23 protein-coding genes and 3 pseudogenes are annotated in these 25,864 nt (G+C 61.2%); 17 read left to right on the forward strand and 9 right to left on the reverse strand.

The features are described from left to right. The first annotated feature begins 36 nt into the window (after positions 1–36). Entirely contained in the window at positions 37–1,065 is a 1,029-nt protein-coding gene (locus OB2597_RS00005) for an IS110 family RNA-guided transposase (RefSeq protein ID WP_009803435.1), read from the forward strand. A gap of 307 nt (positions 1,066–1,372) precedes the next feature. Here OB2597_RS00005 and OB2597_RS00010 read toward each other — a convergent pair. After that, a pseudogene (locus tag OB2597_RS00010) lies at positions 1,373–1,780 on the reverse strand (IS5 family transposase); the annotation flags it as partial. Positions 1,781–1,937: 157 nt separating this feature from the next. Between OB2597_RS00010 and istA the strand changes: the two are divergent. After that, positions 1,938–3,167, forward strand: a complete 1,230-nt coding sequence (gene istA / locus OB2597_RS00015; RefSeq protein ID WP_040608797.1) for an IS21 family transposase — start codon at positions 1,938–1,940, stop codon at positions 3,165–3,167. Next, positions 3,164–4,006 carry an IS21-like element helper ATPase IstB gene (gene istB, locus OB2597_RS00020; RefSeq protein WP_009803438.1) on the forward strand — a complete coding sequence of 281 codons (843 nt, stop codon included), beginning with the start codon at positions 3,164–3,166 and terminating at the stop codon, positions 4,004–4,006. Before istA ends, istB begins: the two co-directional genes overlap by 4 nt. A gap of 49 nt (positions 4,007–4,055) precedes the next feature. Here the strand turns inward: istB and OB2597_RS00025 are convergent. From OB2597_RS00025 to OB2597_RS00050, 7 genes and pseudogenes are all read right to left on the reverse strand, one after another. Then, positions 4,056–4,511 (reverse strand): annotated as a pseudogene (locus tag OB2597_RS00025) (IS5 family transposase); the annotation flags it as partial. Positions 4,512–4,538: 27 nt separating this feature from the next. Next, complete coding sequence (gene tnpC, locus OB2597_RS00030) at positions 4,539–6,164, reverse strand: IS66 family transposase (protein WP_009803440.1); 1,626 nt, start codon at positions 6,162–6,164, stop codon at positions 4,539–4,541. 60 nt (positions 6,165–6,224) lie between these two features. Continuing rightward, positions 6,225–6,575 (reverse strand): IS66 family insertion sequence element accessory protein TnpB, encoded by a 351-nt coding sequence (tnpB, locus tag OB2597_RS00035; protein ID WP_009803441.1) that lies wholly within the window; start codon positions 6,573–6,575, stop codon positions 6,225–6,227. Continuing rightward, complete coding sequence (gene tnpA, locus OB2597_RS00040; RefSeq protein ID WP_009803442.1) at positions 6,572–6,985, reverse strand: IS66-like element accessory protein TnpA; 414 nt, start codon at positions 6,983–6,985, stop codon at positions 6,572–6,574. The genes tnpB and tnpA overlap by 4 nt, the downstream gene beginning before the upstream one ends. Before the next feature lie 59 nt (positions 6,986–7,044). After that, positions 7,045–7,152, reverse strand: a pseudogene (locus OB2597_RS21680) (IS5/IS1182 family transposase); the annotation flags it as partial. A 316-nt stretch (positions 7,153–7,468) separates the two neighbouring features. After that, positions 7,469–8,497, reverse strand: a complete 1,029-nt coding sequence (locus OB2597_RS00045) for an IS110 family RNA-guided transposase (RefSeq protein WP_009803435.1) — start codon at positions 8,495–8,497, stop codon at positions 7,469–7,471. Positions 8,498–8,783: 286 nt separating this feature from the next. Then, positions 8,784–10,454 (reverse strand): flavin-containing monooxygenase, encoded by a 1,671-nt coding sequence (locus tag OB2597_RS00050; protein WP_084658489.1) that lies wholly within the window; start codon positions 10,452–10,454, stop codon positions 8,784–8,786. Between the two features lie 371 nt (positions 10,455–10,825). Here OB2597_RS00050 and OB2597_RS00055 point away from each other — a divergent pair, with 371 nt between their 5' ends. The 5 genes from OB2597_RS00055 (at position 10,826) to OB2597_RS00075 (ending at position 15,520) form a co-directional block, all read left to right on the forward strand. Beyond that, complete coding sequence (locus OB2597_RS00055; RefSeq protein WP_161601019.1) at positions 10,826–11,974, forward strand: C4-dicarboxylate TRAP transporter substrate-binding protein; 1,149 nt, start codon at positions 10,826–10,828, stop codon at positions 11,972–11,974. A 79-nt stretch (positions 11,975–12,053) separates the two neighbouring features. Continuing rightward, the gene (locus OB2597_RS00060; protein ID WP_009803445.1) at positions 12,054–12,749 is read left to right on the forward strand and encodes an enoyl-CoA hydratase/isomerase family protein; all 696 of its coding nucleotides are present in this window, start codon (positions 12,054–12,056) and stop codon (positions 12,747–12,749) included. Between the two features lie 37 nt (positions 12,750–12,786). Further along, positions 12,787–13,566: an enoyl-CoA hydratase/isomerase family protein gene (locus OB2597_RS00065; protein ID WP_009803446.1), complete on the forward strand. Its 780-nt coding sequence runs from the start codon at positions 12,787–12,789 to the stop codon at positions 13,564–13,566. Beyond that, on the forward strand, positions 13,563–14,717 hold the full coding sequence (locus OB2597_RS00070) for an acyl-CoA dehydrogenase family protein (protein WP_084658433.1): 1,155 nt from the start codon (positions 13,563–13,565) through the stop codon (positions 14,715–14,717). The genes OB2597_RS00065 and OB2597_RS00070 overlap by 4 nt, the downstream gene beginning before the upstream one ends. 164 nt (positions 14,718–14,881) lie before the next feature. After that, entirely contained in the window at positions 14,882–15,520 is a 639-nt protein-coding gene (locus tag OB2597_RS00075) for a TetR/AcrR family transcriptional regulator (RefSeq protein ID WP_009803448.1), read from the forward strand. 26 nt (positions 15,521–15,546) lie between these two features. Here OB2597_RS00075 and OB2597_RS00080 read toward each other — a convergent pair whose 3' ends face one another. Then, positions 15,547–17,190 (reverse strand): class I adenylate-forming enzyme family protein, encoded by a 1,644-nt coding sequence (locus tag OB2597_RS00080; RefSeq protein ID WP_084658438.1) that lies wholly within the window; start codon positions 17,188–17,190, stop codon positions 15,547–15,549. A gap of 249 nt (positions 17,191–17,439) precedes the next feature. On the opposite strand from OB2597_RS00080, the gene OB2597_RS00085 reads away from it, so the two are divergent. Genes OB2597_RS00085 through OB2597_RS00125 form a run of 9 tightly spaced genes read left to right on the forward strand, consistent with a single transcriptional unit; the run spans position 17,440 to position 25,828 of the window. Further along, positions 17,440–18,291, forward strand: a complete 852-nt coding sequence (locus OB2597_RS00085) for an enoyl-CoA hydratase/isomerase family protein (RefSeq protein WP_202944562.1) — start codon at positions 17,440–17,442, stop codon at positions 18,289–18,291. Beyond that, positions 18,288–19,436 (forward strand): thiolase family protein, encoded by a 1,149-nt coding sequence (locus OB2597_RS00090; protein ID WP_009803451.1) that lies wholly within the window; start codon positions 18,288–18,290, stop codon positions 19,434–19,436. Before OB2597_RS00085 ends, OB2597_RS00090 begins: the two co-directional genes overlap by 4 nt. A 3-nt stretch (positions 19,437–19,439) precedes the next feature. Continuing rightward, positions 19,440–19,829, forward strand: coding sequence for a Zn-ribbon domain-containing OB-fold protein (locus OB2597_RS00095; RefSeq protein WP_040608646.1), 390 nt, complete (start codon positions 19,440–19,442; stop codon positions 19,827–19,829). 2 nt (positions 19,830–19,831) lie between these two features. Continuing rightward, positions 19,832–20,215 carry a hotdog family protein gene (locus OB2597_RS20755; RefSeq protein ID WP_009803453.1) on the forward strand — a complete coding sequence of 128 codons (384 nt, stop codon included), beginning with the start codon at positions 19,832–19,834 and terminating at the stop codon, positions 20,213–20,215. Between the two features lie 18 nt (positions 20,216–20,233). Next, positions 20,234–20,605, forward strand: a complete 372-nt coding sequence (locus OB2597_RS00105) for a MaoC family dehydratase (protein ID WP_040608648.1) — start codon at positions 20,234–20,236, stop codon at positions 20,603–20,605. After that, complete coding sequence (locus OB2597_RS00110) at positions 20,602–22,749, forward strand: acetate--CoA ligase family protein (protein WP_009803455.1); 2,148 nt, start codon at positions 20,602–20,604, stop codon at positions 22,747–22,749. The genes OB2597_RS00105 and OB2597_RS00110 overlap by 4 nt, the downstream gene beginning before the upstream one ends. Further along, positions 22,746–23,306 (forward strand): TRAP transporter small permease, encoded by a 561-nt coding sequence (locus OB2597_RS00115; RefSeq protein WP_009803456.1) that lies wholly within the window; start codon positions 22,746–22,748, stop codon positions 23,304–23,306. Before OB2597_RS00110 ends, OB2597_RS00115 begins: the two co-directional genes overlap by 4 nt. Before the next feature lie 19 nt (positions 23,307–23,325). Beyond that, the gene (locus OB2597_RS00120; RefSeq protein WP_009803457.1) at positions 23,326–24,639 is read left to right on the forward strand and encodes a TRAP transporter large permease; all 1,314 of its coding nucleotides are present in this window, start codon (positions 23,326–23,328) and stop codon (positions 24,637–24,639) included. A gap of 22 nt (positions 24,640–24,661) precedes the next feature. Continuing rightward, positions 24,662–25,828 carry an acyl-CoA dehydrogenase family protein gene (locus tag OB2597_RS00125; RefSeq protein ID WP_009803458.1) on the forward strand — a complete coding sequence of 389 codons (1,167 nt, stop codon included), beginning with the start codon at positions 24,662–24,664 and terminating at the stop codon, positions 25,826–25,828. The last annotated feature ends 36 nt before the right edge of the window (positions 25,829–25,864 follow it).

A 25,864-nucleotide genomic window follows, 5' to 3' on the forward strand; every position in this document is an offset into this window, starting at 1 on the left:
AGGTGGGTCTGCGATGATCCACAAAGGAGGACGGTCATGTCGGAGATTATCACGGTCGGGCTCGATCTGGCGAAGAATGTGTTCCAGGTGCATGGGGCGGACGCCGCAGGCGGTGCGGTGCTACGGAAGAAGCTGCGGCGCACGCAGGTGCTGGGGTTCTTTGAGGCTTTGCCGCCTTGCGTCGTGGCGATGGAAGCCTGTGGTGGTGCACATTACTGGGGTCGAGAGATTGGCAAGCTTGGACATGAGGTCCGGCTGATCCCTCCGGCCTACGTGAAGCCCTTCGTCAAACGGCAGAAGAATGACGCCGCCGACGCCGAGGCGATTTGCGAAGCTGCACAGCGTCCGACGATGCGCTTCGTGTCGGTGAAGAGCGAAGAGACCCAAGGGGCGGCGATGGTGTTCCGCGTGCGCGAGTTACTGATCCGGCAGCGCACCCAGGCGATCAACGCCCTGCGCGGTCACCTTGCCGAGTTCGGGCAGGTTGTGCCGCAGGGCGCTGCCAATGCCTCGAAGCTGATCGCCATCGTCGAAGATCCAGAGAGCGGGTTGCCCGCCGAGGCGACAGCCACCCTGCAGGTTCTGATCGGATCCTTGGCGCACCTCGAGGCGCAGATCGGGAGGCTCGATGCCGAGATCTCACGCTGCGCCAAAGAGAACGAGGTCGCCCGACGGCTGATGACGGTGCCGGGCATCGGCCCGCTGATCGCGACGGCCATCGCGACACTTGCGCCGCCTCCCGAGACCTTCCGGAAGGCCCGGGATTTTGCAGCCTGGCTCGGGTTGGTGCCCAGGCAACACTCGACCGGTGGCAAGCAGCGCCTCGGAGCGACGACGAAGATGGGCGAGCGGTCTCTCAGGCGGCTGCTGATCATTGGCGCCAACAGCGTGATCATCAAGCGCCACGTCCATCGTGAAGCTCAACCCGGCACATGGCTGGGGAACATGCTGTCGCGCAAGCCGTCGATGCTGGTGCGTGTCGCGCTGGCGAACAAGATGGCGCGGATTGTCTGGGCTTTGATGGCCCGCGGTGGCGTATACCAGTCTCCGGCCGTGGCAGCGTAAGCAGCCGTCGGTCGCGAGGACGTCGGAGCGGAAGAGGGCAAGGAGCAGTTTGGCGCAACAGTCGTGAGACGGGATCGGGAGAACCAGTGTGCAACAGAGTGCCTTTGAGCACGCGGCTTTGATCTGGACCCGACCTTCGAACACCATACGGGCCCGCGGCATGACCAAGGCCGCATCAGAGGCCGGACACATGTCAGCACCCGGTGACGCGCGGAAAGCAGCTCTGAAATTACCCCTTGCGCAAGGGGCGGTTACACATGTTGCACAAATCGGCTGAACGCCGAGGTTCCCCTTTCCCCGGACAGACTTATCCCACAGCTTCCGTGACGGGTATGCCGAGCGCGGTGTAGCCGTTCAGGACAGCGATGCGGACCTGGAGCTCGGCGACCTGTCGGTCGAAGTCTCGCGCCATGAGCCGCTGGCCCAGCAGTTTCACACAATGCATCTTGGTCTCGACGCGGCTCCTGCGGTGGTATCCGCTCCATCGTCGCCAGAGGGCCCGGCCGAGGTATTTCGCGGCGCGCAGGGCCTCGTTTCGTGCGGCCGCGCCAGCTGTGATCACCTTCCACGGCTTGGCGTTCCTGCGGGGCGGGATGACGGCATGGGCACCGCGGTCAGCGATGGCATCGTGGCACTTGCGGGTGTCGTAGGCACCGTCTGCCGTGACACTGCCGATCTGTTGGTCATCCGGGATCTGGCTGAGGAGGTCGGGCAAGTGTAACCGCCGCTCGTAATATCCCCAGAAGCGCCGTTTGAAATTTCCCCAGACGTGAGCGGTGCTGGCGTTTTCGAACCTCATCTATTCGAAAATCGGCGGCGCCGCGGGCCACCTGGCGGATGCTTCCCCCAAAAAGAGCAGTGGGGGCCATCAGGTGAAAGGACTGAGGGAGATCGTCTTGATCCATGATCTGAGGAAGCAGGGGCTGAGCATCAGCGCCATCGCGCGGAAGGTCGGCTGCGACCGCAAGACCGTCCGCAGACATCTCGACCGGGGACTTGAAGCTCCGGTCTACGGGCCGCGTGCGCCGCGGCCGCGGGCCATCGAGCCCTTCGAGGCATATCTGCGGGAGCGCGTGCTGTCCTTTCCCGATCTCACCGGCGCCCGGCTTCTGCGGGAGATACGCGATATGGGATACGAGGGTGGCTACACCGCGGTGACGGATTTCCTGCGCGAAGTCCGGCCGCCACGGCAAACTGCCTTCGAACGCCGGTTCGAGACCGCTCCGGGCCGACAGGCCCAGATGGACTTCGCCGAGTTCGCCGTCGAATTCACTGACGAGCCCGGCGTTGTCCGAAAGGTCTGGCTGTTCAGCATGATCCTCGGGCACAGCCGCTGGCTCTGGGGCCGGTTCGTTGCCAGCCAGAACCTGCAATCGGTTCTCCGCTGTCACATCGGCGCCTTCGAAGCGATTGGCGGTGTGCCGGAGGAGGTCCTCTACGACCGCATGAAGACAGCGGTGATCGGCGAGGACGAGGCCGGCGTGATCACCTACAACGCCGCGCTGGTGGCGCTGCTGAACCACTATGGGGCCGTGCCGCGGGCCTGCCGGCCCTATCGCGCGAAGACGAAGGGCAAGATCGAGCGGCCGTTCCGTTACATCCGGCAGGATTTCTTCCTGGCGCGCACCTTCCGCAACATGGACGATCTCAACGCCCAGTTCGACGTCTGGCGGGCCGAGGTCGCCAATCCGCGTGTCCACGCCACCACCCGCCGTGTCGTCGACGAGGCCTTCGCCGAGGAAATGCCGAGCCTGACCCCGCTCCCCGCCATCGCCTACAACGCGGTGCTGACTGTCGAGCGCCGCGTCAGCAAGGACGGCATGGTCTCGGTCGGCGGCAACCTCTACTCCGTCCCCGACACCACCCGGCGCCGGACGCTCGAGGTCCGGCACCATGCCACGGAACTCAGGATCTTCGAGGACGGCCAGCTGATCGCCCGCCATCCCGTGCTCGAGGGCAAGGCCCTGCGCCGGGTCGATCCGGCCCACCGAAGGGCGCCACCACCGCGACCGCCGCACCAGCTGCCCAGCCAGGGGCTGCGCCGGCCACTGGAGTTCTATGACGCCGTCGGCCGCCGCCTTGCCGCAGGGGCCCCGCAATGAGCGAGCTCCTCGACCGCATCCGCGGCGCGCTGGTCGGGCTCAAGATGCCTCGTGCGCTGGAGGCGCTGGACCACACGCTCCAGCAGCTGGAGAAGGGCGAGATCAGCGCCATCGAGGCCATCGACGGGCTGCTGAGCGAGGAATACGCGACGCGCGAGAGCCGCCGCATCGACGTCGCCCTGCGCACCGCCAAGCTGATGCCGGTCAAGACGCTGGAAAGCTTCGAGTTCAGCTTCCAGCCCTCGCTCGACCGGGAACGGATCGCGGCCCTGGCACAGCTCGATTTTATCCGCCGCGCCGAGGTCGTGCACTTCCTCGGCCCGCCGGGCACTGGCAAGTCGCACCTGGCCACCGCCCTCGGCGTCGCCGCGGTGAAGGCCGGGCGCAGCGTCTACCGGGCCACCCTGGCCGAGCTGATCGAGGGGCTGGCCCAGGCCGAGCGCGAGGGCCGCCTGCCGGAGAAGATCCGGTTCTATGCCCGGGCGTCTCTGCTCATCGTAGACGAGATCGGCTACCTGCCCATCACCCGCGGCGGCGCCAACCTGTTCTTCCAGCTCGTCAACGCCCGCTACGAAAAGGGTGCCATGATCCTCACATCCAACCGCGGCTTCGCCGAATGGGGCGAGGTGTTCGGCGATCCCGTCGTCGCGACCGCTCTGCTCGACCGGTTGCTCCACCATGCCGTCGTCATCCAGATCGAAGGCGCCAGCTACCGCCTGCGCGCGCACGCCGATCTGATCCCCGAGCACGTCCGCGCCAACGCACCCATCTCGCCGCCACCGCCGCCCAGGCGCAGGGGCCGCCCGCCGAAAGCCAAAAACGGAGCCGCCGATCACTGAGACCGGCTGATTACCGGACCCGCCGAAGTGGGGAATTTTACTTCGGCACTTCTGGGGAAAGTTCAGTCGGCGTTGAAAGCAAGACCGGCGCATCGCCGATGTGGCTCCCGGTGATCTCAACGGCCCGAACCTCCAGCGTTTCCTCGTCGATCCCGAGGTGGATCTTGCGCCAGACGCGACGTTTCGGGCCACCATGCTTGCGGGCGTGCCATTCGCCTTCGCCCTCGACCTTGATGCCGGTGCTGTCGATCAGCAGGTGCAGCGGGCCTTTCGATCCACGGTATGGAATGTTGACAGCCAAGGTCTTCTGGCGGCGCGACAGCGTGCTGAAGTCGGGCACCGTCCAGTCGAGGCCAACCAGTCGCAGCAGACTTTCGACGAACCCGGTCGTCTGCCGGAGCGCCATGCCGAACAAGACCTTCATTGAAAGGCAGGTCTGGATAGCGGCATCGCTGTAGGTTTGCTGTCGGCCACGCCGGCCTGTCGGCGCGCCATCCCAGCTCATCTGTAACCATCCGGCGTGGGCCGCGGTTTAGGCCGCTCGGCGAAGTTCGGACGCCTTCCAATTCCAGGGCAAGAGATCCGGCACCCGAGAAGCTGTCGTCCCGGGCAGTCTGGCCAGGACATCGGCGAGCCAGGCTTGAGGATCGACATCGTTCATCTTAGCCGTGACGATCAGGGAATACATGAAGGCGGCGCGGTCACCACCACGCTCTGAGCCAGCGAAGAGCCAGGACTTCCGGCCAAGCGCGACACCGCGCAGCGCCCGCTCCGCCGCATTGTTCGTCAGGCAGACCCTGCCATCGTCGAGGAACCGGGTGAAGGCGGGCCAGCGCTCCGCCTTGAACATGTAGTCGATCGCCTTGGCGACCGGGTTGTGCTTCGACAGCCGGTCGCGCTCGGCGCGCAGCCAGCCCTGAAGACCCTCGATCAGAGGCCGGGACAGCTGGTGCCTGACCGCCTGGCGCTCCGCCGCCGTCAGCCCATTGATGCCTCGCTCGATGTCGAAGATCGCGTCGATCCGGGCCACTGCCTCCAGCGCGACGGGGGAGATGTCATGGGCGGGCTTGCCCTTCCGGGTGTTCCCCTTGATGTCGGCGAGTTCGAAGAACTTGCGCCGGGCATGGCTCCAGCACAGCGCAGACTCGACTGGCCTCGGATCGCGGTCGGTGCGGTAGAGGTCATTGTAGCCGCCATAGGCATCGGCTTGCAGGATGCCCTGCCATCCGGCGAGATGCCGGTTGGGGTTGGCCATGCCGCGGTCGCGGGAGAAGTGGAACAGCGCGGCAGGTGGGCTACCGCCGCCGAAGGGGCGGTCGTCCCGGACATAGGTCCAGAGCCGCGCGGTTTGCGTGCCACCCTTCGCCAACAGCGGCACCGTCGTGTCGTCGCCGTGCAGCCGCGCGGCCTCAAGAACATGGGCCCTGATCAGCGCATGGACCGGCGCGAGCGCGACGGCGCAGGCCCCGACCTGATCGGCCAGCGTCGAGAGGCTGATCTCGACGCCTTCCTTCGCATAGCGCTCGGCCTGACGGTTCAAGGGTTGGTGCTGGCCGAACTTCTCGAACAAGATCATCGCCAGCAGGTTCGGACCGGCCCAGCCACGGGGCGTGGGGTGGAACGGCGCCGGCGGCTGGCTGATCTTCTCGCATTGCCGGCAGGTGAACTTCTCACGCACCGTCTGGATCACCTTCCACTGCCGTGGAATGACGTCGAGCGTCTCGGTGATGTCCTCGCCCATCTTCACGATGCGATCCGAGCCGCAGCAGGTGCAGGAGGTTGGGGCTTCGATCACAACGCGCTCGCGCGGCAGATGCTCCGGAAAGGGCTTGCGCGCCGGGCGACGGCGCTCGAACCCGGAGACGGTCGTGGTCTTCGCCACCTTCTCGGCAGCGATCTCGTCTTCGGTGGCCGCGGCCTCGAGTTCCTCGAGCTGCAATTCCATCTGGTCGATCAGGCGGGCGCGACGTTCCGAGCTATGGCCGTATTGCTCGCGCCGGAGCTTGGCGATCTCGAGCCGGAGATGCTTGATCATCGCCTCGGAGGTCGAGACCATCGCCCGGGTCTGCGCCAGTTCACTCTCGGCGGCCGCGGCACGGGCCTCCGTGGCCGCGAGTGCAGCGCGCAATCTGGCGATCTCGGAAGCGGCATCTGACATGGGCGAGACCTACCATGCGGCCACCAGAAAGCCTATGTAAATAAGTCTGAGGAGGCCGATTTATCCAGCCTTTGCAGGGCGTTGTGTCCAACGCGGATTGCGCCAGTCGATCCCCTCCAGGAGATACCCGAGCTGGGCTGCGGAGATCTGCACCGCTTCACCACTTCCGCTGGTCGGCCAGATGAACTTCCCCGCCTCCAGCCGCTTCGTGTAGAGCGACATACCGACCCCGTCGTGCCAAAGAAGTTTGACCAGGTCGCCCTTGCGCCCGCGGAAGCAGAAGATCTCGCCGGCATGCGGATCGCGCCCGAGACCCTGCTGAACCGTCAGCGCCAGGGTGTTCATACCGCGCCGCATGTCCGTCACTCCGCCTGCGATCCACACGCGCACCCCCGCCGGGAAGGCGATCATCGGCACTCCAGGGCAGGTAGCAGCCGCGCCAAAATCTCCGGGTCCACCGAAGACGGGACCAGAAGCCGCCGACCGTTTCTGAGCACGATCTCGAGCTGGACGTCCGGGGTGTCGCGCGGCGCCTCCTGCGCCGTAACGGACACTGCCGCAGGCGCCTTGGGCGAAACCCTCAGCGGGAAAAACGAAGGCGGCGCCTCGTTGCCAAGCTCACCGTCGCGATACTGCCGCCGCCATATCGTCAGCAACGAGCGCGACACACTATGCCGCCGCGCCGTCGCCGAGACCTGGCGGTGCCCCAGAAAGCTCTCCTCTACGATCCGGATCTTGTCCGCATCATCCCAGTATCGCCGACGCGGCACGTCTTCGGCAGAAAGGACTTCGATCTCGGGTCTGAACTTATGGTCGGCCATAAGGTCGGACTTAGCACCGACGCCGAAATCCCGTCAGACGGCCTCCGCCGGAGGGATACGCTCATCTCAGGGTCGAACCAGATCGTCAGCGAGCCCCGGCGTTTGAGCGCTTCATTGTAGGCTGGCCAGTTCCTGGTTCTGTAGGTTGGGGGTGTAGGTCTGCTCATGCATCCCAGCTACCACGCTGGATTCACGAGATGAATCCCTCACACGATTTGTGCAACATGTGTAACCGCCCCTTGCGCAAGGGGTAATTTCAGAGCTGCTTTCCGCGCGTCACCGGGTGCTGACATGTGTCCGGCCTCTGATGCGGCCTTGGTCATGCCGCGGGCCCGTATGGTGTTCGAAGGTCGGGTCCAGATCAAAGCCGCGTGCTCAAAGGCACTCTGTTGCACACTGGTTCTCCCGATCCCGTCTCACGACTGTTGCGCCAAACTGCTCCTTGCCCTCTTCCGCTCCGACGTCCTCGCGACCGACGGCTGCTTACGCTGCCACGGCCGGAGACTGGTATACGCCACCGCGGGCCATCAAAGCCCAGACAATCCGCGCCATCTTGTTCGCCAGCGCGACACGCACCAGCATCGACGGCTTGCGCGACAGCATGTTCCCCAGCCATGTGCCGGGTTGAGCTTCACGATGGACGTGGCGCTTGATGATCACGCTGTTGGCGCCAATGATCAGCAGCCGCCTGAGAGACCGCTCGCCCATCTTCGTCGTCGCTCCGAGGCGCTGCTTGCCACCGGTCGAGTGTTGCCTGGGCACCAACCCGAGCCAGGCTGCAAAATCCCGGGCCTTCCGGAAGGTCTCGGGAGGCGGCGCAAGTGTCGCGATGGCCGTCGCGATCAGCGGGCCGATGCCCGGCACCGTCATCAGCCGTCGGGCGACCTCGTTCTCTTTGGCGCAGCGTGAGATCTCGGCATCGAGCCTCCCGATCTGCGCCTCGAGGTGCGCCAAGGATCCGATCAGAACCTGCAGGGTGGCTGTCGCCTCGGCGGGCAACCCGCTCTCTGGATCTTCGACGATGGCGATCAGCTTCGAGGCATTGGCAGCGCCCTGCGGCACAACCTGCCCGAACTCGGCAAGGTGACCGCGCAGGGCGTTGATCGCCTGGGTGCGCTGCCGGATCAGTAACTCGCGCACGCGGAACACCATCGCCGCCCCTTGGGTCTCTTCGCTCTTCACCGACACGAAGCGCATCGTCGGACGCTGTGCAGCTTCGCAAATCGCCTCGGCGTCGGCGGCGTCATTCTTCTGCCGTTTGACGAAGGGCTTCACGTAGGCCGGAGGGATCAGCCGGACCTCATGTCCAAGCTTGCCAATCTCTCGACCCCAGTAATGTGCACCACCACAGGCTTCCATCGCCACGACGCAAGGCGGCAAAGCCTCAAAGAACCCCAGCACCTGCGTGCGCCGCAGCTTCTTCCGTAGCACCGCACCGCCTGCGGCGTCCGCCCCATGCACCTGGAACACATTCTTCGCCAGATCGAGCCCGACCGTGATAATCTCCGACATGACCGTCCTCCTTTGTGGATCATCGCAGACCCACCTTGGCACAGAGATGCCGTCGGGGGGCGGTCACATCATCAGAGCCGATGTCAGCGCTCGCGTCGTCGCCGAAATCTGCGACCCATGCAACAAGGTGGCTTCAAGGCGAGATATCGTTTCAGGGGAGCGAATGACATCTCATTTTTTGCGTCATCAAGGCCGACAGGCCCGCAAACAGGCCCACGAAAAGATGACAGGCCCGCGAAAAGATATGGTGGCGATCTTTTCGCGAGGGATGGCGGTGCGCCAGCGTTTATTGCAGATCGAAACCTTCGTAGCCTTTGTTCGCCACCTCTTCCAGGCGGCGCCGATACCGGGGAGAGCCGCCATTATAGATGAGGTAGCGGATTCCGTCGCGGCCTTCGATGTTTGAGTTATACCCGGTGAACCAGGATTTCGCGGTGTGGAACAGCGTCATCTGGTAAAGGTCGCGGACTTCCTTTTGCCAGGCGTCAACCGCATCCTGCTGCGGTTCGACCCGCTGAACGCCCTTGTCGCGAAGCGTCACAAGGAAGTCGGCAACCCAGTCCACGATGTCTTCGATTCCGCGCGGGAAATTTGTCGACACCGAACCGCCCTGAGGACCGGCCAGCGTGAACAAATTCGGGAACCCGTGCGACTGGACGCCGAGGAAAGTAAGCGGTCCTTCGTTCCATTGGTCGCGCAGGCTTTGCCCGTTCCGGCCGATGATATTGATCCGGTCGAAAGAGCCGGTGATGGCGTCAAAGCCGGTGGCGTAAATCAAGCTGTCGAGTTCGTATTCCCCGTCCGCAGTGCGAACCCCTTTGGGCGTGATCCGTTCGATCGGGGATTCCTTGACATCAATAAGGTGAACATTGTCCTGATTGTAGGCTTCGTAATAGCGCGTTTCGAGCGGTACGCGTCTGGTGCCAAATCCGTGATCTTTCGGGATCAGTTTTTCGGCCACTTCGCGATTGTGGACCCGCTGGCGGATCTTGTCGGCGATGAAGGCGGTGTATTCGGCATTCACCTCGGGGTCGGTCAGCACCTCGACAAAGTTTCCGACCCAGACCCCGAACCCGGGCGAGGCGTAAAGCTCTTCCCAGAAAGCAAGGCGATCTTCTTCGGAAACTTCGTTGAATTTGCGGCGGTCCGGGCCGTGCAGGAAACCCCCGGGCGTCTTGCTGCACTTCTCGAATATCTCGTCATAACGCGCTTTGATTCGGGCCATTTCTTCGGGCGGAATCGGCGAATTATGCAAGGGGGCGCACCAGTTCGGGCGCCGCTGGAACACGTAAAGCTCTTTGGCCTGTTTGGCGACGACCGGAATGATTTGGACACCGGTCGCACCGGTTCCGATGACGCCGACGCGTTCGCCGGTGAAATCGGTTTTCTCCTGCGGCCAGTCATAGGTATGAAACGCCGTGCCGCCAAAGGATTCCCGGCCCTCGATGCGCGGCAGGGTCGGCGCGGACAGCATGCCGACGGCGGTCATCAGATAGGTGCTGCGGTAGACAGCGCCATCCTCGGTCTGCACCACCCACTCGTTCTCGGCCTCGTCAAAGATAGCATCGCTTACCCGGCTGCCAAACACCATATGGCGGCGCAGGTCGAACTTTTCGACGACATAATTGAGGTAGGAAAGGGTTTCCGGCTGCGGGGCGAAACGCTCTTTCCAGTCCCATTCCTGAAGGAGTTCGGGCGAGAAGGAGTAGCCGTAGGTGTAGCTTTCGGAATCAAAGCGGCAGCCGGGATAGCGGTTCCAGTACCAGGTGCCGCCGGGCGCATCGCCCGCTTCCAGAACAATCGTTTTAAAGCCGAGTTCGCGCAGGCGATACAATGTATAGATGCCGCATACGCCTGCACCAATTACAAGAACTTCGGTCCGCACCACGGGAGCGCTTTCTTGATCCGAAGAAGGCTCGGTTCGGGGCGTTAGGCTTTGAGTCTGGCGTTGTGTCATCAAATTCTCCATCTCGGTGGCCTGTGTATGTCTCCAGATCGCCAAGGCGCGCGTCTCGCGTCAGTGTTACGTTTTTCTACTCAGAGGTAGTACAAGCGAAGCTTTAGGTTGTCAACGCGGCCGTTTCAGCCGCATATTTTGCTGATAACACGTAAAAAGCGCCATGATTTGCTGTTGATGCGACTCTTTCGGGCGGGAGGCGCTCAAACTGATCGGAAACCGCCTTGACAGGGAAGTTAATACTACCGTATGGTTTTTTGACCATTTTCTGGAGGGAAGATGTTCTGGAAGAGCGATCTCCTGGAGGGGAGGTCGCGATACTAAAAAATGGCTTGGGCGGTTTAGCTCACACACAACGGAGGAACGGATTTTTGTTTTACAGGGCACTAAATAGAACCGCTTTAACCGCCTCGGCGCTGCTTTTGGCAGGGGCGTTTACCGCAGATGATGCGGCGGCGAAGTCACTTACATTGAACCAATATGTGCTTCCCAAACACGTGGTTGTCACCAAGGGTTCTATTCCGCTGATCGAAGAGATAAAAGAGGCCAGCGACGGCGAGATTGATATCAAGCTCTTTACCGGTGGTACACCGCTGAGTGCGCAGGCAACGCTTGGCGGCCTGCAGGCGGGCGCAGTCGATGCCGGGATGGTGATTTTGACCTATCATCCCGCCGAGTTCCCGGTGATACAATATCTCAACGATCTGGCGGCGCCTACAGATGACACGCTTGTCGTTGCCGGTGCGTTTAACGAATACGTTATGACCAAGTGCCAACGTTGCCTGGATGAATTCAAGGCGGCAGGTGTGGTCTTTACAGGTTCTTACACAGCTGCGCCGCTCCTTCTTGTCAACCGCGAGGTCTATCGCACTCCCGAGGATCTGATGGCCAAGCGGGTACGGATTCCGGGCGGTGACTACAACTCGCGTTGGGCGGATTATTTTGGCCTGTCGCCGATCAATGTGGGCGGTTCGGAAATTTATGAGATGATGAACCGCGGTGCGGTGGACATCACCCTCAATCCCGCCGCGATCCTTCAGACCCATTCGCTTGCTGACGTTGCCAAGAGCGTGATCACAATGCCCGTAGCAATGCACCGGGTTTCGTCCCCCTTCGTGTTCGCTGCAGGCAGCTGGGCTGATCTGTCAGAGCAGGAGCGCCGTGCATTCCTCGATTCGACGTCGGCCGCGATGATGCGCATCACCGGAGCTTATCTGGAAGAATCCGAAGCAGCACTGGATGCGGCTCGGGCGGGTGGCGACCTCGAGGTCATCGAGCCGAGCGAAGAACTTAAGGCCAAGATGACCGAGTTCCAGGAGCAGGATCTCGACACGATCTATCGGATTGCCCGCGAGCAATACAAGATCGAAGACCCAGAAACGATCCGGGATGATTTCATCACTCTGGTCGAAAAGTGGAAAGGCATCGCCGAAGAAACCGGACGCGACGCCCAGAAGATGGGTGAGCGTCTGCGGGACGACGTCTATTCCAACCTCGATGCGTCGAGCTACGGCCTTTGAAGCGTGACACTGGGCGCCGCCACGCTGCGGCGCCCGACCAGAACGCAATACAGAACATAATACCAGATTCCCGAAACACATGGCCTACTGGCATATACAGACCGAAGAGGCCGACGGCGTCCTGCTGATCGCGCTCAACGAACCTACGCAACGCAATGCCCTGAGCCTAGGGATGCGTGCGGAACTGGCCGAGGCGATTGCGCAGGGCCGTGACGATGACAGCGTTCGCGCGGTGGTTCTTACCGGGCGCGGCGGTGCCTTTTGCGCCGGGGGCGACCTGAAAAGCCTGCGCGAGGGGGCAGACCGGGCGATCGCCACGCGGCATCGCATTCAGGGTCTGCACGCCTGGTTCGCCGATTTCGTGGATTTCCCGAAACCTGTTGTCGTGGCCGTCGATGGCCCCTGTGCGGGTGCGGGCTTTAGCCTGGCGATGGCGGGGGATGCGATCCTTTGCACACCGCGCGCCTGGTTTTGCCAGATATTCGGACGAATTGGCGTCATTCCCGACATGGCGTCGCTTTACCTTTTGCCGCGCCGGATCGGGTTGCCCGCCGCGCGTGAGCTGATCATGACCGCGCGTCGCATGGGATCTGATGAAGCCCTTTCGCGGGGTTTTGTGAATGAAATTGTCCCCGCTGACCGGCTTGAATCCGTGGCGCGGGATGTCGCTGCCCGTCTGGCGGACGCCGCAGGCGAAGGCTTTGTCGCGCGCAAGCAAGCGTTGAACCATGCGTTCGAGCGCGCCCCTTTTCATGACCCTGCTGCGTTGCGGTAGACAGGGTACTTTCCGTTGATCCCCCGAAAGACCCAAGATGACCGACCTAAAACTCCAGAACGACGGTGCCGTAACGCGCATCACCATCGACCGTACGGCAAAGTCGAATGCCCTGTCAGCCGACATGATGGAGGAGATCGCGGGCATCGTGCGCGGCATCGGCGGCGCACCAGGTGAGAACGCCCTGATCATTGACGCGGCGGGTGATCGCGGCTTTTCGGCCGGCGCCGATATCTCGGAATTGCGAGCCGGACGCGAGGGTCTTGAGCGCCAGGAAGAGGTGATCCTTGGCCTGTCCGAGGCGATCGAGACCTGCCCGGCGCTGATCATCACCGTGGCGCACGGTTACGCCAAGGGCGGCGGCACCATTTTCCCCTGTCTCAGCGATATTGTGATTGCGCGGGACGATTTGTCCGTCAGCTACCCCGAGATCCAGTTCCGCATGTATCCCTTTTTGCTGCACGCGTTGTTGATCCAAAAGATCCCAAGCTCCCTGGCTTGGCGGCTGTGCGCCACCGGACGTGCGTTGGCGGCCGATGAGGCGTTTGGGCTGGGGCTGGTCACGGAAGTATTGCCGGTAGAAGGATTTCGCGACCGGGCCGAGGAACGGGTCAGCCATTATCTGGATATTCGTGCTTCGCTTGCGCTGGGGCGTGAATTCTCTGAAAATGCTGCCGGCCTGCCATTTGGCGAACAGATGAAGCTTGCCGGGGGCATGATGCACCGCAACTTTGCAGCGCCCGGCGTGGATGAGGCGATTGAACGTCACCGGGCGCGGTTGTCGTCGAAAACCAAAAACGCGGGGGCAGCACAATGACAACCGAACGTCGCCGCCCCGGCGAAACCGTAGACCGTGTCATGTTTCGCGATACATGTCGGCGTTTCGCCGAGCGTGAGATTGGCCCGATCTGGGAGAAGGCCGACCGTGAAAGCGAATTTCCGAGGCCGTTCTTTACCGCTGCCGCGAAGGCGGGTCTCATTGGTATTGCCGCCCCTGCCGACGTGGGGGGGGCCGATCTTGGTGTGTACGAAGAGGCGATCTGCATCGAGGAATGTGCACGTGTCAATCCAGGGCTTCCCAACGCGCTGATCATTCAGGGTGTGGCTGGCGGGATTCTGCATGACTTCGGGACTCCCGAGCAGCAGGACCTCGCACGGGCCTCGATCAATGGCGAGAAGATCCTGGCCATCGCGGTGACCGAACCCGATGCCGGTAACGACGTCCAGAACGTGAAGTCCACGGCGCGACGTGACGGTGACGACTGGGTTCTCGACGGGATCAAGTCCTTTATCACGCTGGCCGGTGAGGCCGATGTTCTGGTGCTGCTGGCACAGACCGACCGTGAGCGCGGTCGCGAAGGCATGAGCTTTTTTGCCGTTGATCGGAACAGCCCCGGTGTCGAGGTGTCGCGCATCCCCACCTATGCCAACCGTCCTGCCCCCACCTACCGGGTGCACCTGAACGGGGTGCGTGTTCCCGAGGCCCGGCGGGTTCCGGCGGGCTTTCGTCAGATCATGGCGGGGTTCAATCGCGAGCGTATCCTTGTGTCGGCGCGTTGGCTGGGACACATGCAGCACGCCCAGGACTGGGCGCTGGATTATGCCAAGACCCGCCACCAGTTCGGACGTCCGATCGGGGCCAACCAGTCCATTGCCTTTATGCTGGCGCAGAACCAGACCGACATCGAAGCGGCGCGCCTTCTTGCCTATGAGGCGGCTGACCGCTGGGACAGCGGATGCCCGATTGGCGATCTGATTCAGCAGGTATCCTGCGCCAAGCTGTTTGTGACCCAGGCGGTCGTGCGGGTCACCCAGTCTGCCTTGCACATTGGCGGCGGCTGGGGGCTTACCGAGGAGCTGCCCGTCATGCGCATGGCGCTTGACGCGCTCGTGGCGCCGGTCACGGTCGGCAGTTTCGAGATCCAGCTGCGCGCGATCGCAAAACAGCTTGGTCTTCCCTGCGACTGATGGGGTAGACTGGCATATTCGGGTTGCTTATCGCGACGTAGGGTATATGAACGGCTTGGCAGCGCAACGGAGGCATTGCAAAAGTGCGCACGTCAAGGCGAGATATCCCATCGATCCTGAACCTCGATGAAGCGGGCCTTTCCGAAGGAACGAAGACACCTGCGGTGCCCGACGACAAGGCGGACAGCAGCGGTTCAATCCGTGAAGAACTGCACTCGTACCGCCGCGAGCGCATTCTGAGCACGGCGGCCGAGCTTTTCAGCCAGAAGGGATACAGTGGTGCGTCGGTCAGTGAACTGGCCAATATGATCGGGGTAACCAAACCCTTCATCTATTACTACACGAAGAACAAGCAGGACATCCTCGAGCAGATCTGTATTGCCACGATTGATTTGCCGCATCTGGTCATGAACGAGGTCTTTTCCGAAGATCTCTCGGCTACCGTGTCGCTTTACAAGTTTGTGCGCCGCTTTGCCTGGGTGCAGGGCCAAAATCAAAATTACGTATCTGTTTTTTTCCGCGAGGAACTGAACCTGTCGCCCGAGGTTTCCCGTTATGTACTTGCGCAGCGAAAGAAGTTCGACGCACGCCTTGAGGAACTGCTGCTGAAGGGTGTCGAAACGGGTGATTTCCGCATAGATGACGTGCCGGTAACGGCACGTGCGATCGCCGGGATGGTTTGCTGGATCTTCACCTGGTTCAAGCCCGGAGGCCGGCTCACGCTTGAGGACGTATCCCAACTCCTGGCTGATCTGACGTTGAACATGGTTGATGCCCGCCGTCGTCCCGACCAATCTGTTTAGTCGGGACGTCCTGCGGCGGATGGGCATTATTTAGGGGCGGAAGCCCCGTTGCCGACTGCTTCTTCTGCCTGAGCGACCAGTACATGTCTCTGGATCTTGCCGCTTTCGGTCATCGGGAAATCGGTCGCGAAGCGCACATATCTCGGCACTTTGTAATCGGCGATCACCCCGCGGCAATGGTCGATCACTGATTTTTCGTCAATCGGATCGGCCCCTTCGACCCGGCGAATGAAGGCAAATCCCACCTGACCAAGCCGTTCGTGTGGAACCCCCACCACCATTGCCTGACGGATTGCGGGATGCGTTTCCAGATGCGCCTCGATCTCGGCCGGGTAGGTGTTTGAGCCACCCACGATGAACATCTCCTTGATGCGACCTGTAATCTTCAGATAGCCGCGCGCGTCGAAGACGCCAAGATCGCCGGTGCGGAACCAGCCGTCCGAGGTAATCGCCTCGCGGGTCGCCTCGGGGTTGTTGTAATATCCCATGGTGACGATATGGCCACGCACCTGCAATTCGCCGATCTCGTTGGCGCCCAGCGTCGCGCCGTTCCCCGGATCGACAATTCTTGCCTCGTAATCGCCAATCAGTTTGCCTGTGTTCTCTTCGGCGACCTCAGGGGGATCATCGTAGTGCGCGAAGGTGGTCGAGATTGTGGTTTCCGTCATTCCGTAGGAAGTCAGGATATGCGGTGTCGAGAAGACCTCGCGGGCCTCGCGAACCACGCCGGGACTGATCGCGGCGCCACCGATCCATGCCGCGCGCACCGTACTCAGATCGCGCGGGCGCTTTGCCTGCGCATCGAAGCAGTCGAGAAAGTGTGTCGGAATCCCACCGAAATGCGCCACTTTCTCGGTTTCTATAAGGTCGAGCGCGCGTTCGGCGCTCCAATCAGGCATTACGATGAGGCTCATCCCGTGGATGACCGCCGGCAAAACGCCCATGAAGAGCCCGGCCACGTGGTAAAAGGGCATATGGGCAAGCGCCGCATCTCCGGTTTTCATGCCCATGACCTGCGCGACGTTCATCGACTGGCGAATGACCGCGTGGGAATGCATTGCGCCTTTCGGCCGTCCGGTTGTTCCGGACGTGTAGCAAATCAGCACCGGATCTTCGGGCTTGACCGCCTCGGTCGCGGCGCGAAGGCGTTCGGGGTTTGCCGGGGTGTCCAAAAGCGAGGCCATCGAGGTTGCGGCCGGGATATTTGTATCCTTCCAGGAGAAGATCGCATGCAGGTCGGGCAAGGCCTCGGAGTGGATGTCTCCGGGGCGTTGGCTGGCAAGATCGGGAATCACGGTGGACAGAAGTTCCGGATAGTCGATGCCCCAGCAGGTATCCATCATCAGCAACCCGCGGGCGTTGGACTGGCGCAGGATATATTCCAGCTCGCCCGATTTGTACCTGGTGTTGATGGGAATCACGACCATTCCGATTCGGGCTGCCGCGAAAAGCATCCGCACCCAGTCGGGACTGTTCGTGAGCCAGAGCGCCACATGGTCGCCCCTTTCGAAACCCGCGGCAAGCAGCCCCTCTGCAACGCGGTCGACTTCTTCGTCCAAGCGCGCAAAGGTGATTCTGTCGCTTCCGGACACAAGGAAGTCGGCGTCAGGTTTTTCAGCGGCGATGCGACGCAGGAGGTCGCCCAAAGTTAGGTTTGCCGGATCTTGCATAATGTGTCCTCTTCCTCGCCGGACTGTCTATTCTTGCGTAGCAGTGCACGGCTTGCCATATTGTAAGTAGTCAAGAATACTCAGTGGTACTATCGGCGTCAACTCAGGTTCCACGCCCTCAGCGTATCCCCATAAATTTCACGTTTGGGCGCTTGACACGAAAGGAGTCCATCTACTATCAAGCCCTTAAATCTACCGCAGGGTAATTTCTATTGTGAACATCTGCGGCCAAGGGAGGAGATTATCCGCATGAGTAAGGAACGCCCCGAGGGGGGCGACTCTGAACTGCGTCGTGACCTGGCTACTATGAGCTATGAGTTGCGCGAAGGGGTCGCTATTGTCACTTTGAACCGTCCTGAGGCGCGCAACGCGCTGGACGTCCCGATGCGTCAGGAGCTTGCCGACCTGATCGCCGAGATCCGCGACGATGACCGGGTGAAGGCCGTGATCCTGACCGGTGCCGGCGGGGTCTTCTGCGCAGGCGGAGATCTTCGGGGTCTGAAAGAAAAACGCACGTCAGCGCAATCCTACAAGCGTATTGCCGACCTTCACGTATGGCTGCCAAGTCTGGTAAATCTGGAAAAGCCGGTGATTGCGGCTGTGGATGGCCCGGCCTTTGGCGGGGGGATGAACCTCGCGCTTGCGGCCGACTTTGTTCTGGCCAGCGACAACGCCCGTTTCTGTCAGGTTTTCGGCCGTATCGGTCTGGTCCCCGATCTCGCGGGCATGTCTTTGCTGCCGCGTCTTGTGGGTCTGCAACGTGCCAAGGAGCTGGTGTTTTCCGGCCGGACGTTGCGACCGGACGAGGCCAAGGAAATGGGGATCGTTCACAGCGTCCATGCGCCTGATCAGCTTCAGGATGCGGCCTTTGCGCTTGCGCGCAGGTTCTGCAACGCTTCGACCCTGGCGATCGGACTGGCCAAGAATATTCTCAACCAGTCTTTCAATCTGGATCAACGCGCGATGGCCGAGCTCGAAGCAATGGCCCAGGCGCTGTGTATGGACAGCACGTATCACAAAGAAGCAGTCCAGCGCTTCCTCGACAAGGAACCGGCGCTGTTTGACTGGGATAGTATGGACAAGAAAGAGGCAGCCACATGAAGAAAGCCGTCGTCACAGGGTCTTACAGCACCAAAGTCGGAGAGCTGGAGGGCGCCACCTGCATGTCGCTCCATACCGAAGCAGGGCTAGGCGCGCTGGCCGATGCCGGGCTGGCAGTGTCCGAGGTTGATGGCCTGCTTTGCGCCTATTCCTTTACCGAACCGCATCTGATGCTGGCATCGGTATTTGCCGAATATGTCGGAATGAAGCCGGCCTATGCCTCGGCGGTCTCGATGGGTGGGGTTACGGCCTGCATGTTGGTAATGCAGGCAGCGGCTCTGGTCGAAGCGGGCTATTGCCGTCACGTGCTGGTTGTGACCGGCGATAACCGTCTGAGCGGGATGCGCGGCAACGCTGTCCAGGCTTTGGCCGAAGTCGGCAACCAGCAGTACGAGCAGCCCTACGGCATGACCATACCCGCAGCCTACGCCCTTGTGGCACAGCGCTACATGTCCGAATTTGGCGTGACGTCGGAACAGCTCGCTGCGATCGCGGTGACCATGCGCGAACATGCGGTGTTGAATCCCAAGGCACATATGAAAACACCGTTCACGGTAGACGATGTGATGAACTCGCGTTTCATTGCCACACCGCTGCACCTGCTTGATTGCTGCCTGATATCTGACGGAGGGGCCGCAGTTGTGGTCAGCGCTGCGGATGCGGCTGCCGATCTCAAGAAGCCTCGTATCGACATTCTCGGCACCGGGCAGGGCCATACGCATGAATATATTGTCGCGGCGCCTTCGCTGACAGATTACGGCTGTAAACGCTCTGCTGCGGATGCATTGGGTCGGGCCGGTCTGAAGCCGTCTGACATTGATGTGGTGGAGATATACGACAGCTTTACCATTACGCTGCTCGCCGAGCTGGAATCCATGGGGTTCTTTGAGCGCGGCGAAGCTGGCGCGGCTGCGGCGGCAGGCGATTTGAAGATTGGCGGCAAACTGCCTTGCAATACTCACGGCGGGCTGTTGTCATACGGGCATTCCGGCGCAGCAGGCGGCATGTTCCATGTGGTCGAGGCGGTCGAGCAGTTGCGCGGCGAGGCCGATGGCCGACAAGTCGAGGGGGCGGAGCTCGCGCTTGTTCATGGTGATGGCGGTATTCTGTCCGCTCACTGTTCCGTTGTTCTGGGGAGGGCCTAACAGATGGAAAAACCCGTTCCACGTCCGAATGCAGATTCCGCACCGTTCTGGGAAGGTTGCGCTGCGCATGAATTCCGGTTTCAGCGCTGTAACAGCTGCGGCAAGCCGCAGTTCTATTCCCGCGCTGTCTGTGCCCATTGTCAGGCCACTGACCTAAGCTGGGAGGTAGCTGCCGGCGAGGGCACCGTTCACAGCGTAACAACAGTCCATCGCGGGCCAAGCGTGGCTTTCAAGGAAGACTCTCCCTACCAGGTCGCGCTTGTCGACATGGATGAGGGTTTCCGCTTCATGGCGAACGTGCGCGGAGGTGAGGCCGAGATCGGCACGCCGGTGCGCGTCATTTACGAAAAACGCGGCGATCAGACGATCCCGCAGGTCGAAATCCGGGGGTGATTATGTTCAATTACGACCACTTCGAGGTTGGGAAAAACTACGGTAGCGATACCTTTACTGTGGACCGCGACCGGATCGGCAAATGGCTTGCCGTCTATCCTGATGATGACAACGGCGATATGATGCCTCCGGGCATGACCGCGATGATCCAGATCCAGTGCTACATGGCCTGCATCACGCCGCGCCCGAAAGGCAACGTGCACGGAAGCCAGTTCTTTGAGCTGCACCGGTTACCGAAGGTGGGCGAGACTTTGACCACCGATGTGGAGTGTACCAAAAAGGAAATCCGCAAAGGGCGAAAGTGGGTCGAAACGACCTATACCACGCGTGGCGGCGAAGGCGATGTTGTCTTCACCGGCGTGATGACGACCCTTGTGGCGGCCTGAGCGCAGAGAGGAACCGAGATGCCAAAACAGCTGGAACCCGTTAGCCTGATGATCGAGATGCCGACGATCATGGCCTATGCCGATCTTACTGACGATTATAACCCCATCCATGTGGATCGGGAATTCGCCGAGAAGACCGAGATGAAGGGCATTATCGCCCATGGTACGATGTCGCTGAACATGATCTGGAGATCATTGCGGCAGACGCTGGGAAATGAGGCCGTGGCCGGCACCCGTCTGGACATTCGCTTTGTGCGCCCTGTGCGCGAGAACGATGTTGTGACCGGCGGCGGCGTCGAGCGTGAAGATACGCCCGGCACCTATGACGTCTGGGTACGCAATCAAAAGGACGAGCCGGTCATCACCGGCACGGCCACGGTATCGCAATGAGGAACCAAGGCGGGTCCGAAGAGGATTGCACGGCCGTTCCGTCCGATACTGAAAAGCTCCGCCGGGTTCTCAATGCGCGAAGTATCGCGGTGGTGGGTGCCTCGGACGATTTGCGCAAACCAGGGGGGCGCGTGGTTAACGCGCTGCTTCATAACAGTTTCCCGGGCAAGGTCTATCCGGTGAATCCGGGCCGGGAGACGATTCAGGGTCTGGAATGTCATCCATCGCTGGCCGCGATCGCAGAGCCGGTCGATCTGGTGATCCTGTCCGTACCCGCCGACGATGTCCCCAACCAGCTGCGCATGGGATGCGATTGCGGCGTTGGCGGCTTCATCGTCTTTGCCTCGGGTTTCTCGGAAATCGGGCCGGAAGGCGTGGCGCGACAAGCCGAGATCTCCAAGATCGTGCAGGACGCCGGCATTCCGATGATCGGACCGAACTGTCTGGGCATCATGAACGGCAACCACAAGATGCTGGCTTCGTCGACGGTGGTGATGGGTGGTCGGAAACTGCCGGGTGGCAATTACGGCTTTATTTCCCAGAGTGGCGCGCTCGGCACTTACTGGTTGGATATGTCCATGAAGGCCGGACTTGGTGTGAGCTCCTGGATTTCCACCGGCAACGAGGCAGACGTCGATTTGGCGGCCTGCCTGGATTATCTGGTTGAAGACGATGAGACCGAGGTGATCGGGCTTTATATCGAGGGTGTGCGCGATGGGGCTGCCTTTCGCGCCGCGGCACGAAAAGCCTTTGAACGTCGCAAGCCGGTTCTGGTGCTCAAATCCGGCAGCAGCCGTCAGGGTGCCACCGCAGCCGCCTCGCATACCGGGGCGCTGGCGGGTGAGGACGAAGCCTATGACGCGGTTTTCCGGCAGTATAACATCTGTCGCAGTGACAGCCTGACCGATATGGCCAACAAGGCCGAGATCCTTCTGACGCAGCCCCGCTCCGCCGGGCAGCGGGTGGTGGTCATCTCGGTTTCGGGCGGTGCCGGCGTGCTGATGACGGATGCCGCAGTGGCCGAAGGGCTGGACGTTCCTGACTTTTCCCCGGAAACCAAGGCACGGCTGGTCGAGATACTTCCCGGATTTGCATCGCCGCAGAACCCGATCGACCTTACCGCGCAGATCGTGATGCACAAGACGATGCTGCGCGAGGTTCTTCAGATCATCAGCGATGGTTCCGGATTCGACGGTGTGCTGCTGTTCATGGGGGGTCTCAGCCAGATCGCCGAGGAACTGGCCGATGCGCTGGTCAGTGAACTGCCGCGCGACATGCCTTGTGCGCTGACCTGGCAGGCAGCTCCCGAAGAAACGGTACAGCATGTGCGTGATCGGGGTGTTCCGGTCTATGGTGAAATCGGCGATGCCGCCCGCGCGCTGGCCGCGCAGTTCCGTATGGGGGCGGGCTGGGACAGACCTGTGCCGCCCGAAGCCCCGACGATTCAACTGGGGGGGCGGGCGACCGGTCCCTTTGCGGTGGAGCATCTGAGCAAGGACCTGCTCTGTGACGCGACCTCTCTTCAACGGCCTGTCGGCGTGTTCGCGACCGATGCCGATCAGCTGAAGAAGGTCGGCGCGTCTCTGACGGCGCCTTTGGTGGTGAAGCTGCAAAGTCCCGAAATGCTCCACAAGAGCGGTAGCGGCGGCATTGCGTTGGGTCTTGAAAGCGTCGAGGCTGCGGCCGAGGCAGCGCGTAAAATGATTGAGTCCGCAACTGAACGCGGCATCTCTGTTGACGGTGTGCTGGTCGAGGAAATGGTTCCTTTTGATCACGAATTCATCGTCGGCCTGCGCTGTGATCCGGTTTTCGGTCCGATGCTTGTGCTTGGGCGTGGCGGGGTTACGGTTGAGCTGGAACCGGATGTGACCCGGGCTTTCCTTCCTCTGACTGCCGAGCAGATCGAGGATCTGATCCGCTCTCTGCGCGCGGCACCGTTGCTGGAAGGGTTCCGTGGGGCAAAGCCTTGCGATATTGCCGGACTGGCCCGCACCGTCAAGGAATTGTGCGACCTTTATCTAAGCGACGAAACGCTGAGCGAAATCGAGATCAACCCTCTCGTGGCGGACCGCAACGGGCGCTTTGTCGCGCTTGATGCGCTGGTCGCGAGATCGCTCGAAGACTCCGGGGGCGGCACGCCATGATAGAACAACAGGATCCGTCCGAGATCTTGCCGGATGAGGTGCCCCCGCCGCTCACCGGGATGTCAGATATCTTTGACAAAGCACTGATCCTGCCGGCACGGATACTTGCGGTTGGCGGCGCTATGCTGCTGATCGCGATGATGCTTGTGACCGTGACTGACGTTACCATCCGCACACTCTTTCACGGGGCCATCAAGAACGCGGAACTGATGACAAGTCATTGGTTTCTCAGCGGAGCGATCTTTCTTCCTCTTGCTTTCATCACGGTGCTCGACCGGCATATTTCGGTCGAGGTCGTGTCGCAGTTCCTGCCGATCAGGGTGCAACAGATCAAGATGGGCATCTTCATGGTTGTGGGGGCCGGCATCTTTCTTTTGCTGGCGTGGCAATCCTGGGAATTGGCGTTGGAGAAGATGCGACTGCGTGAATATCTTTCGGGCGCAACACGGTTCTATACTTGGCCGGGCAGATTCATGATGCCCGTGGGAACCTTTCTTTTCGCTCTTGCAATGGCAGCACGGGCCGTGGGGTATTTCTCCGGTCGTGTGAAGCCTTAATGAACCGGGGAGCCCGTTTATGACAGACTTGCAAATTGCCGGGGGATCCCTCGCAATTATCGTTTTCTTGGTGATGCTGCGAATGCCGATCGCCATCGCGCTGCTCAGCGTATCCTTTGGCGGCATCTGGATGGCTTACGGCTATCCGATCGCTTCCGCGACGCTGACGGCCGTGACTTTCGATTTTTCCACTCACTCCAGCCTCAGCCCGATCCCGATGTTCCTGCTAATGGGTTTTGTTGCCTATTACGCGAAGATGACAACACAATTGTTTGACTTCGCCAGGGCGAGCTTTCTCATGCGGCTGCCCGGCGGGCTTGCGGTGGCGTCGATTGGTGGCTCGGCCATGTTCTCGGCCGTCACCGGATCGAGCCTTGCCTGTGCTGCCGCCATGGGGCGGATCGCGGTGCCCGAGATGCTTCGGGCGGGCTATCAGCCCGGCTTGGCTACTGGGGTGGTCGCCGCCGCCGGAACCCTGGGGTCGATGATCCCGCCCAGCCTGATCCTGCTCTTGTTCGGTATCTTCGCTCAGGTGCCGATCGGGACGCTGTTCATCGGGGCTATCATTCCCGGCTTGCTGACAGCCTTTGCCTTTGGGCTGATGGTGGTTCTACGGGTGATGGTGAACCCGTCACTGGCCCCGCGTCCCACTCAGGAAGAGCTTGCCCATCTGGGCAAGACGGGCCTGCGTGACATCTGGCCGATCCTTCTGTTGATCGTCAGCGTCTTCGGCGGCCTGTTTGCCGGTCTCTTTACCGCCACCGAAGCAGGTGCGGTCGGAGCGTTGTTGTCGATTGTGATCGCGGCCGCGAAAGGCAGCCTGTCCTGGACCGTTGCGAAACGTGTGGTGACCGACACTCTCGTGAGTTCGGCCGCCATTCTTATCATCGCAATGAGCGCCACCTTCTTTGCCAGCTTCCTTGCTCTGACGCAGCTTCCGGCACATATCTCTCAGATCGTTGCGGATCTGAACTTTGGCCCGGTCGGGCTGATGATCGTGGTCTTTCTTCTTTATCTTGTGCTGGGCATGTTCCTTGAGGTTCTGGGCATCATGCTGCTCACGCTGCCGGTGCTTCTGCCGCTCTTTGAGACAATGGACATCAGTCTTATCTGGGTTGGCATTCTGCTGGCGAAGTATCTTGAGATGGGCCTGATTACGCCGCCCGTCGGATTGAATGTCTTTGTGATCAAGAGCGTCGTTGGGCGCGCCGTCCCTACGGACGTCATCTTCCGAGGCATCGCCTGGTTTGTGGCGACCGATATTGTGGTGGTTGCGTTGTTGATCGCCTTTCCGGAGCTGACGTTGTGGCTCCCGAGTTTCTTGGAATGGTAAATCAGTATTTGAAGGAGCGAACATGGATTTCGCATTGAATGACGAACAAAAAGAACTTCAGGAGGCAATCGGCAAGGTTTGTGCGAAGTTCGATCTTGCTTACTGGCGCGACTGCGATGCGAGCGAACGCTATCCTGAGGAATTCTATCGCGAGATGGTAAACGGAGGTTGGGTCGGGCTGACCCTGCCGTCCGAGTATGGCGGTGCCGGGCTTGGCATCACCGAAGCGGCGCTGGTGATGCAGACAATCGTTGAATCTGGCGCAGGCTTTACCGGAGCCTCGACCATCCATTCGTATGTGTTCGCCCCGAACGCGATTGTGGTGCATGGCACGGAGGAGCAGAAGAAGCGGATGCTGACGCCGCTCATCAAGGGCGAGGAAAGAGCCTGCTTTGCGATTACCGAGCCGAATTCCGGGTTGGATACCAGCAGGTTGCAGACCCGCGCCGTGCGCAAGGGTGACCATTACGTGATGACCGGCGAAAAGGTCTGGCCGACAGCGGCAAGCATGGCCCAGCGGATGCTGGTCATCGCGCGGACCAAGCCGATCGAGGAATGCGAACGCCCGATTGACGGGCTGAGCCTGTTCTACACGCGGATGGACCCCGATTACGTGAAGACCCGGAAAATTCCGAAGCTGGGCCGCAACGCGGTTGAATCCTGCCAGATCTTTATCGACGGGTTGAAAGTGCCCGAAGAGGACAGGATCGGCGAGGAAGGCAAAGGGTTTTACTATCTTCTCGACGGGCTGAACCCCGAACGGATACTGGTGGCTGCGGAATCGGTGGGGCTTGGCCGGGTCTCTCTGAGAAGAGCCACAGAATATGCCAAGGAACGGGTGGTCTTTGACCGTCCCATCGGCAAGAACCAGGGCATCCAGCATCCGCTTGCGAAAAGCTGGATGGAGCTCGAATCCGCGAACCTGATGATGCTGAAAGCGGCGACGCTTTATGACGCGGGGGAACCCTGCGGGGCCGAGGCCAACAGCGCCAAGTATCTTGGTGCGGAAGCCGGTTACCGGGCTTGCGAATGTGCTGTGATGACCCATGGCGGCTACGGCTACGCCAAGGAGTTCGACGTCGAGCGCTACCTGCGGGAGGTTATGATCCCACGTCTGGCGCCGGTCAGCCGCGAACTGGTGATGTGTTATATCGCCGAGCGCGTGTTGGGCCTGCCCAAGTCGTACTGACATCATCCGGCTGGGGTGCATTCACGCCCGGCCGGT

The organism is Pseudooceanicola batsensis HTCC2597, from assembly GCF_000152725.1.
GTDB lineage: Bacteria > Pseudomonadota > Alphaproteobacteria > Rhodobacterales > Rhodobacteraceae > Pseudooceanicola > Pseudooceanicola batsensis.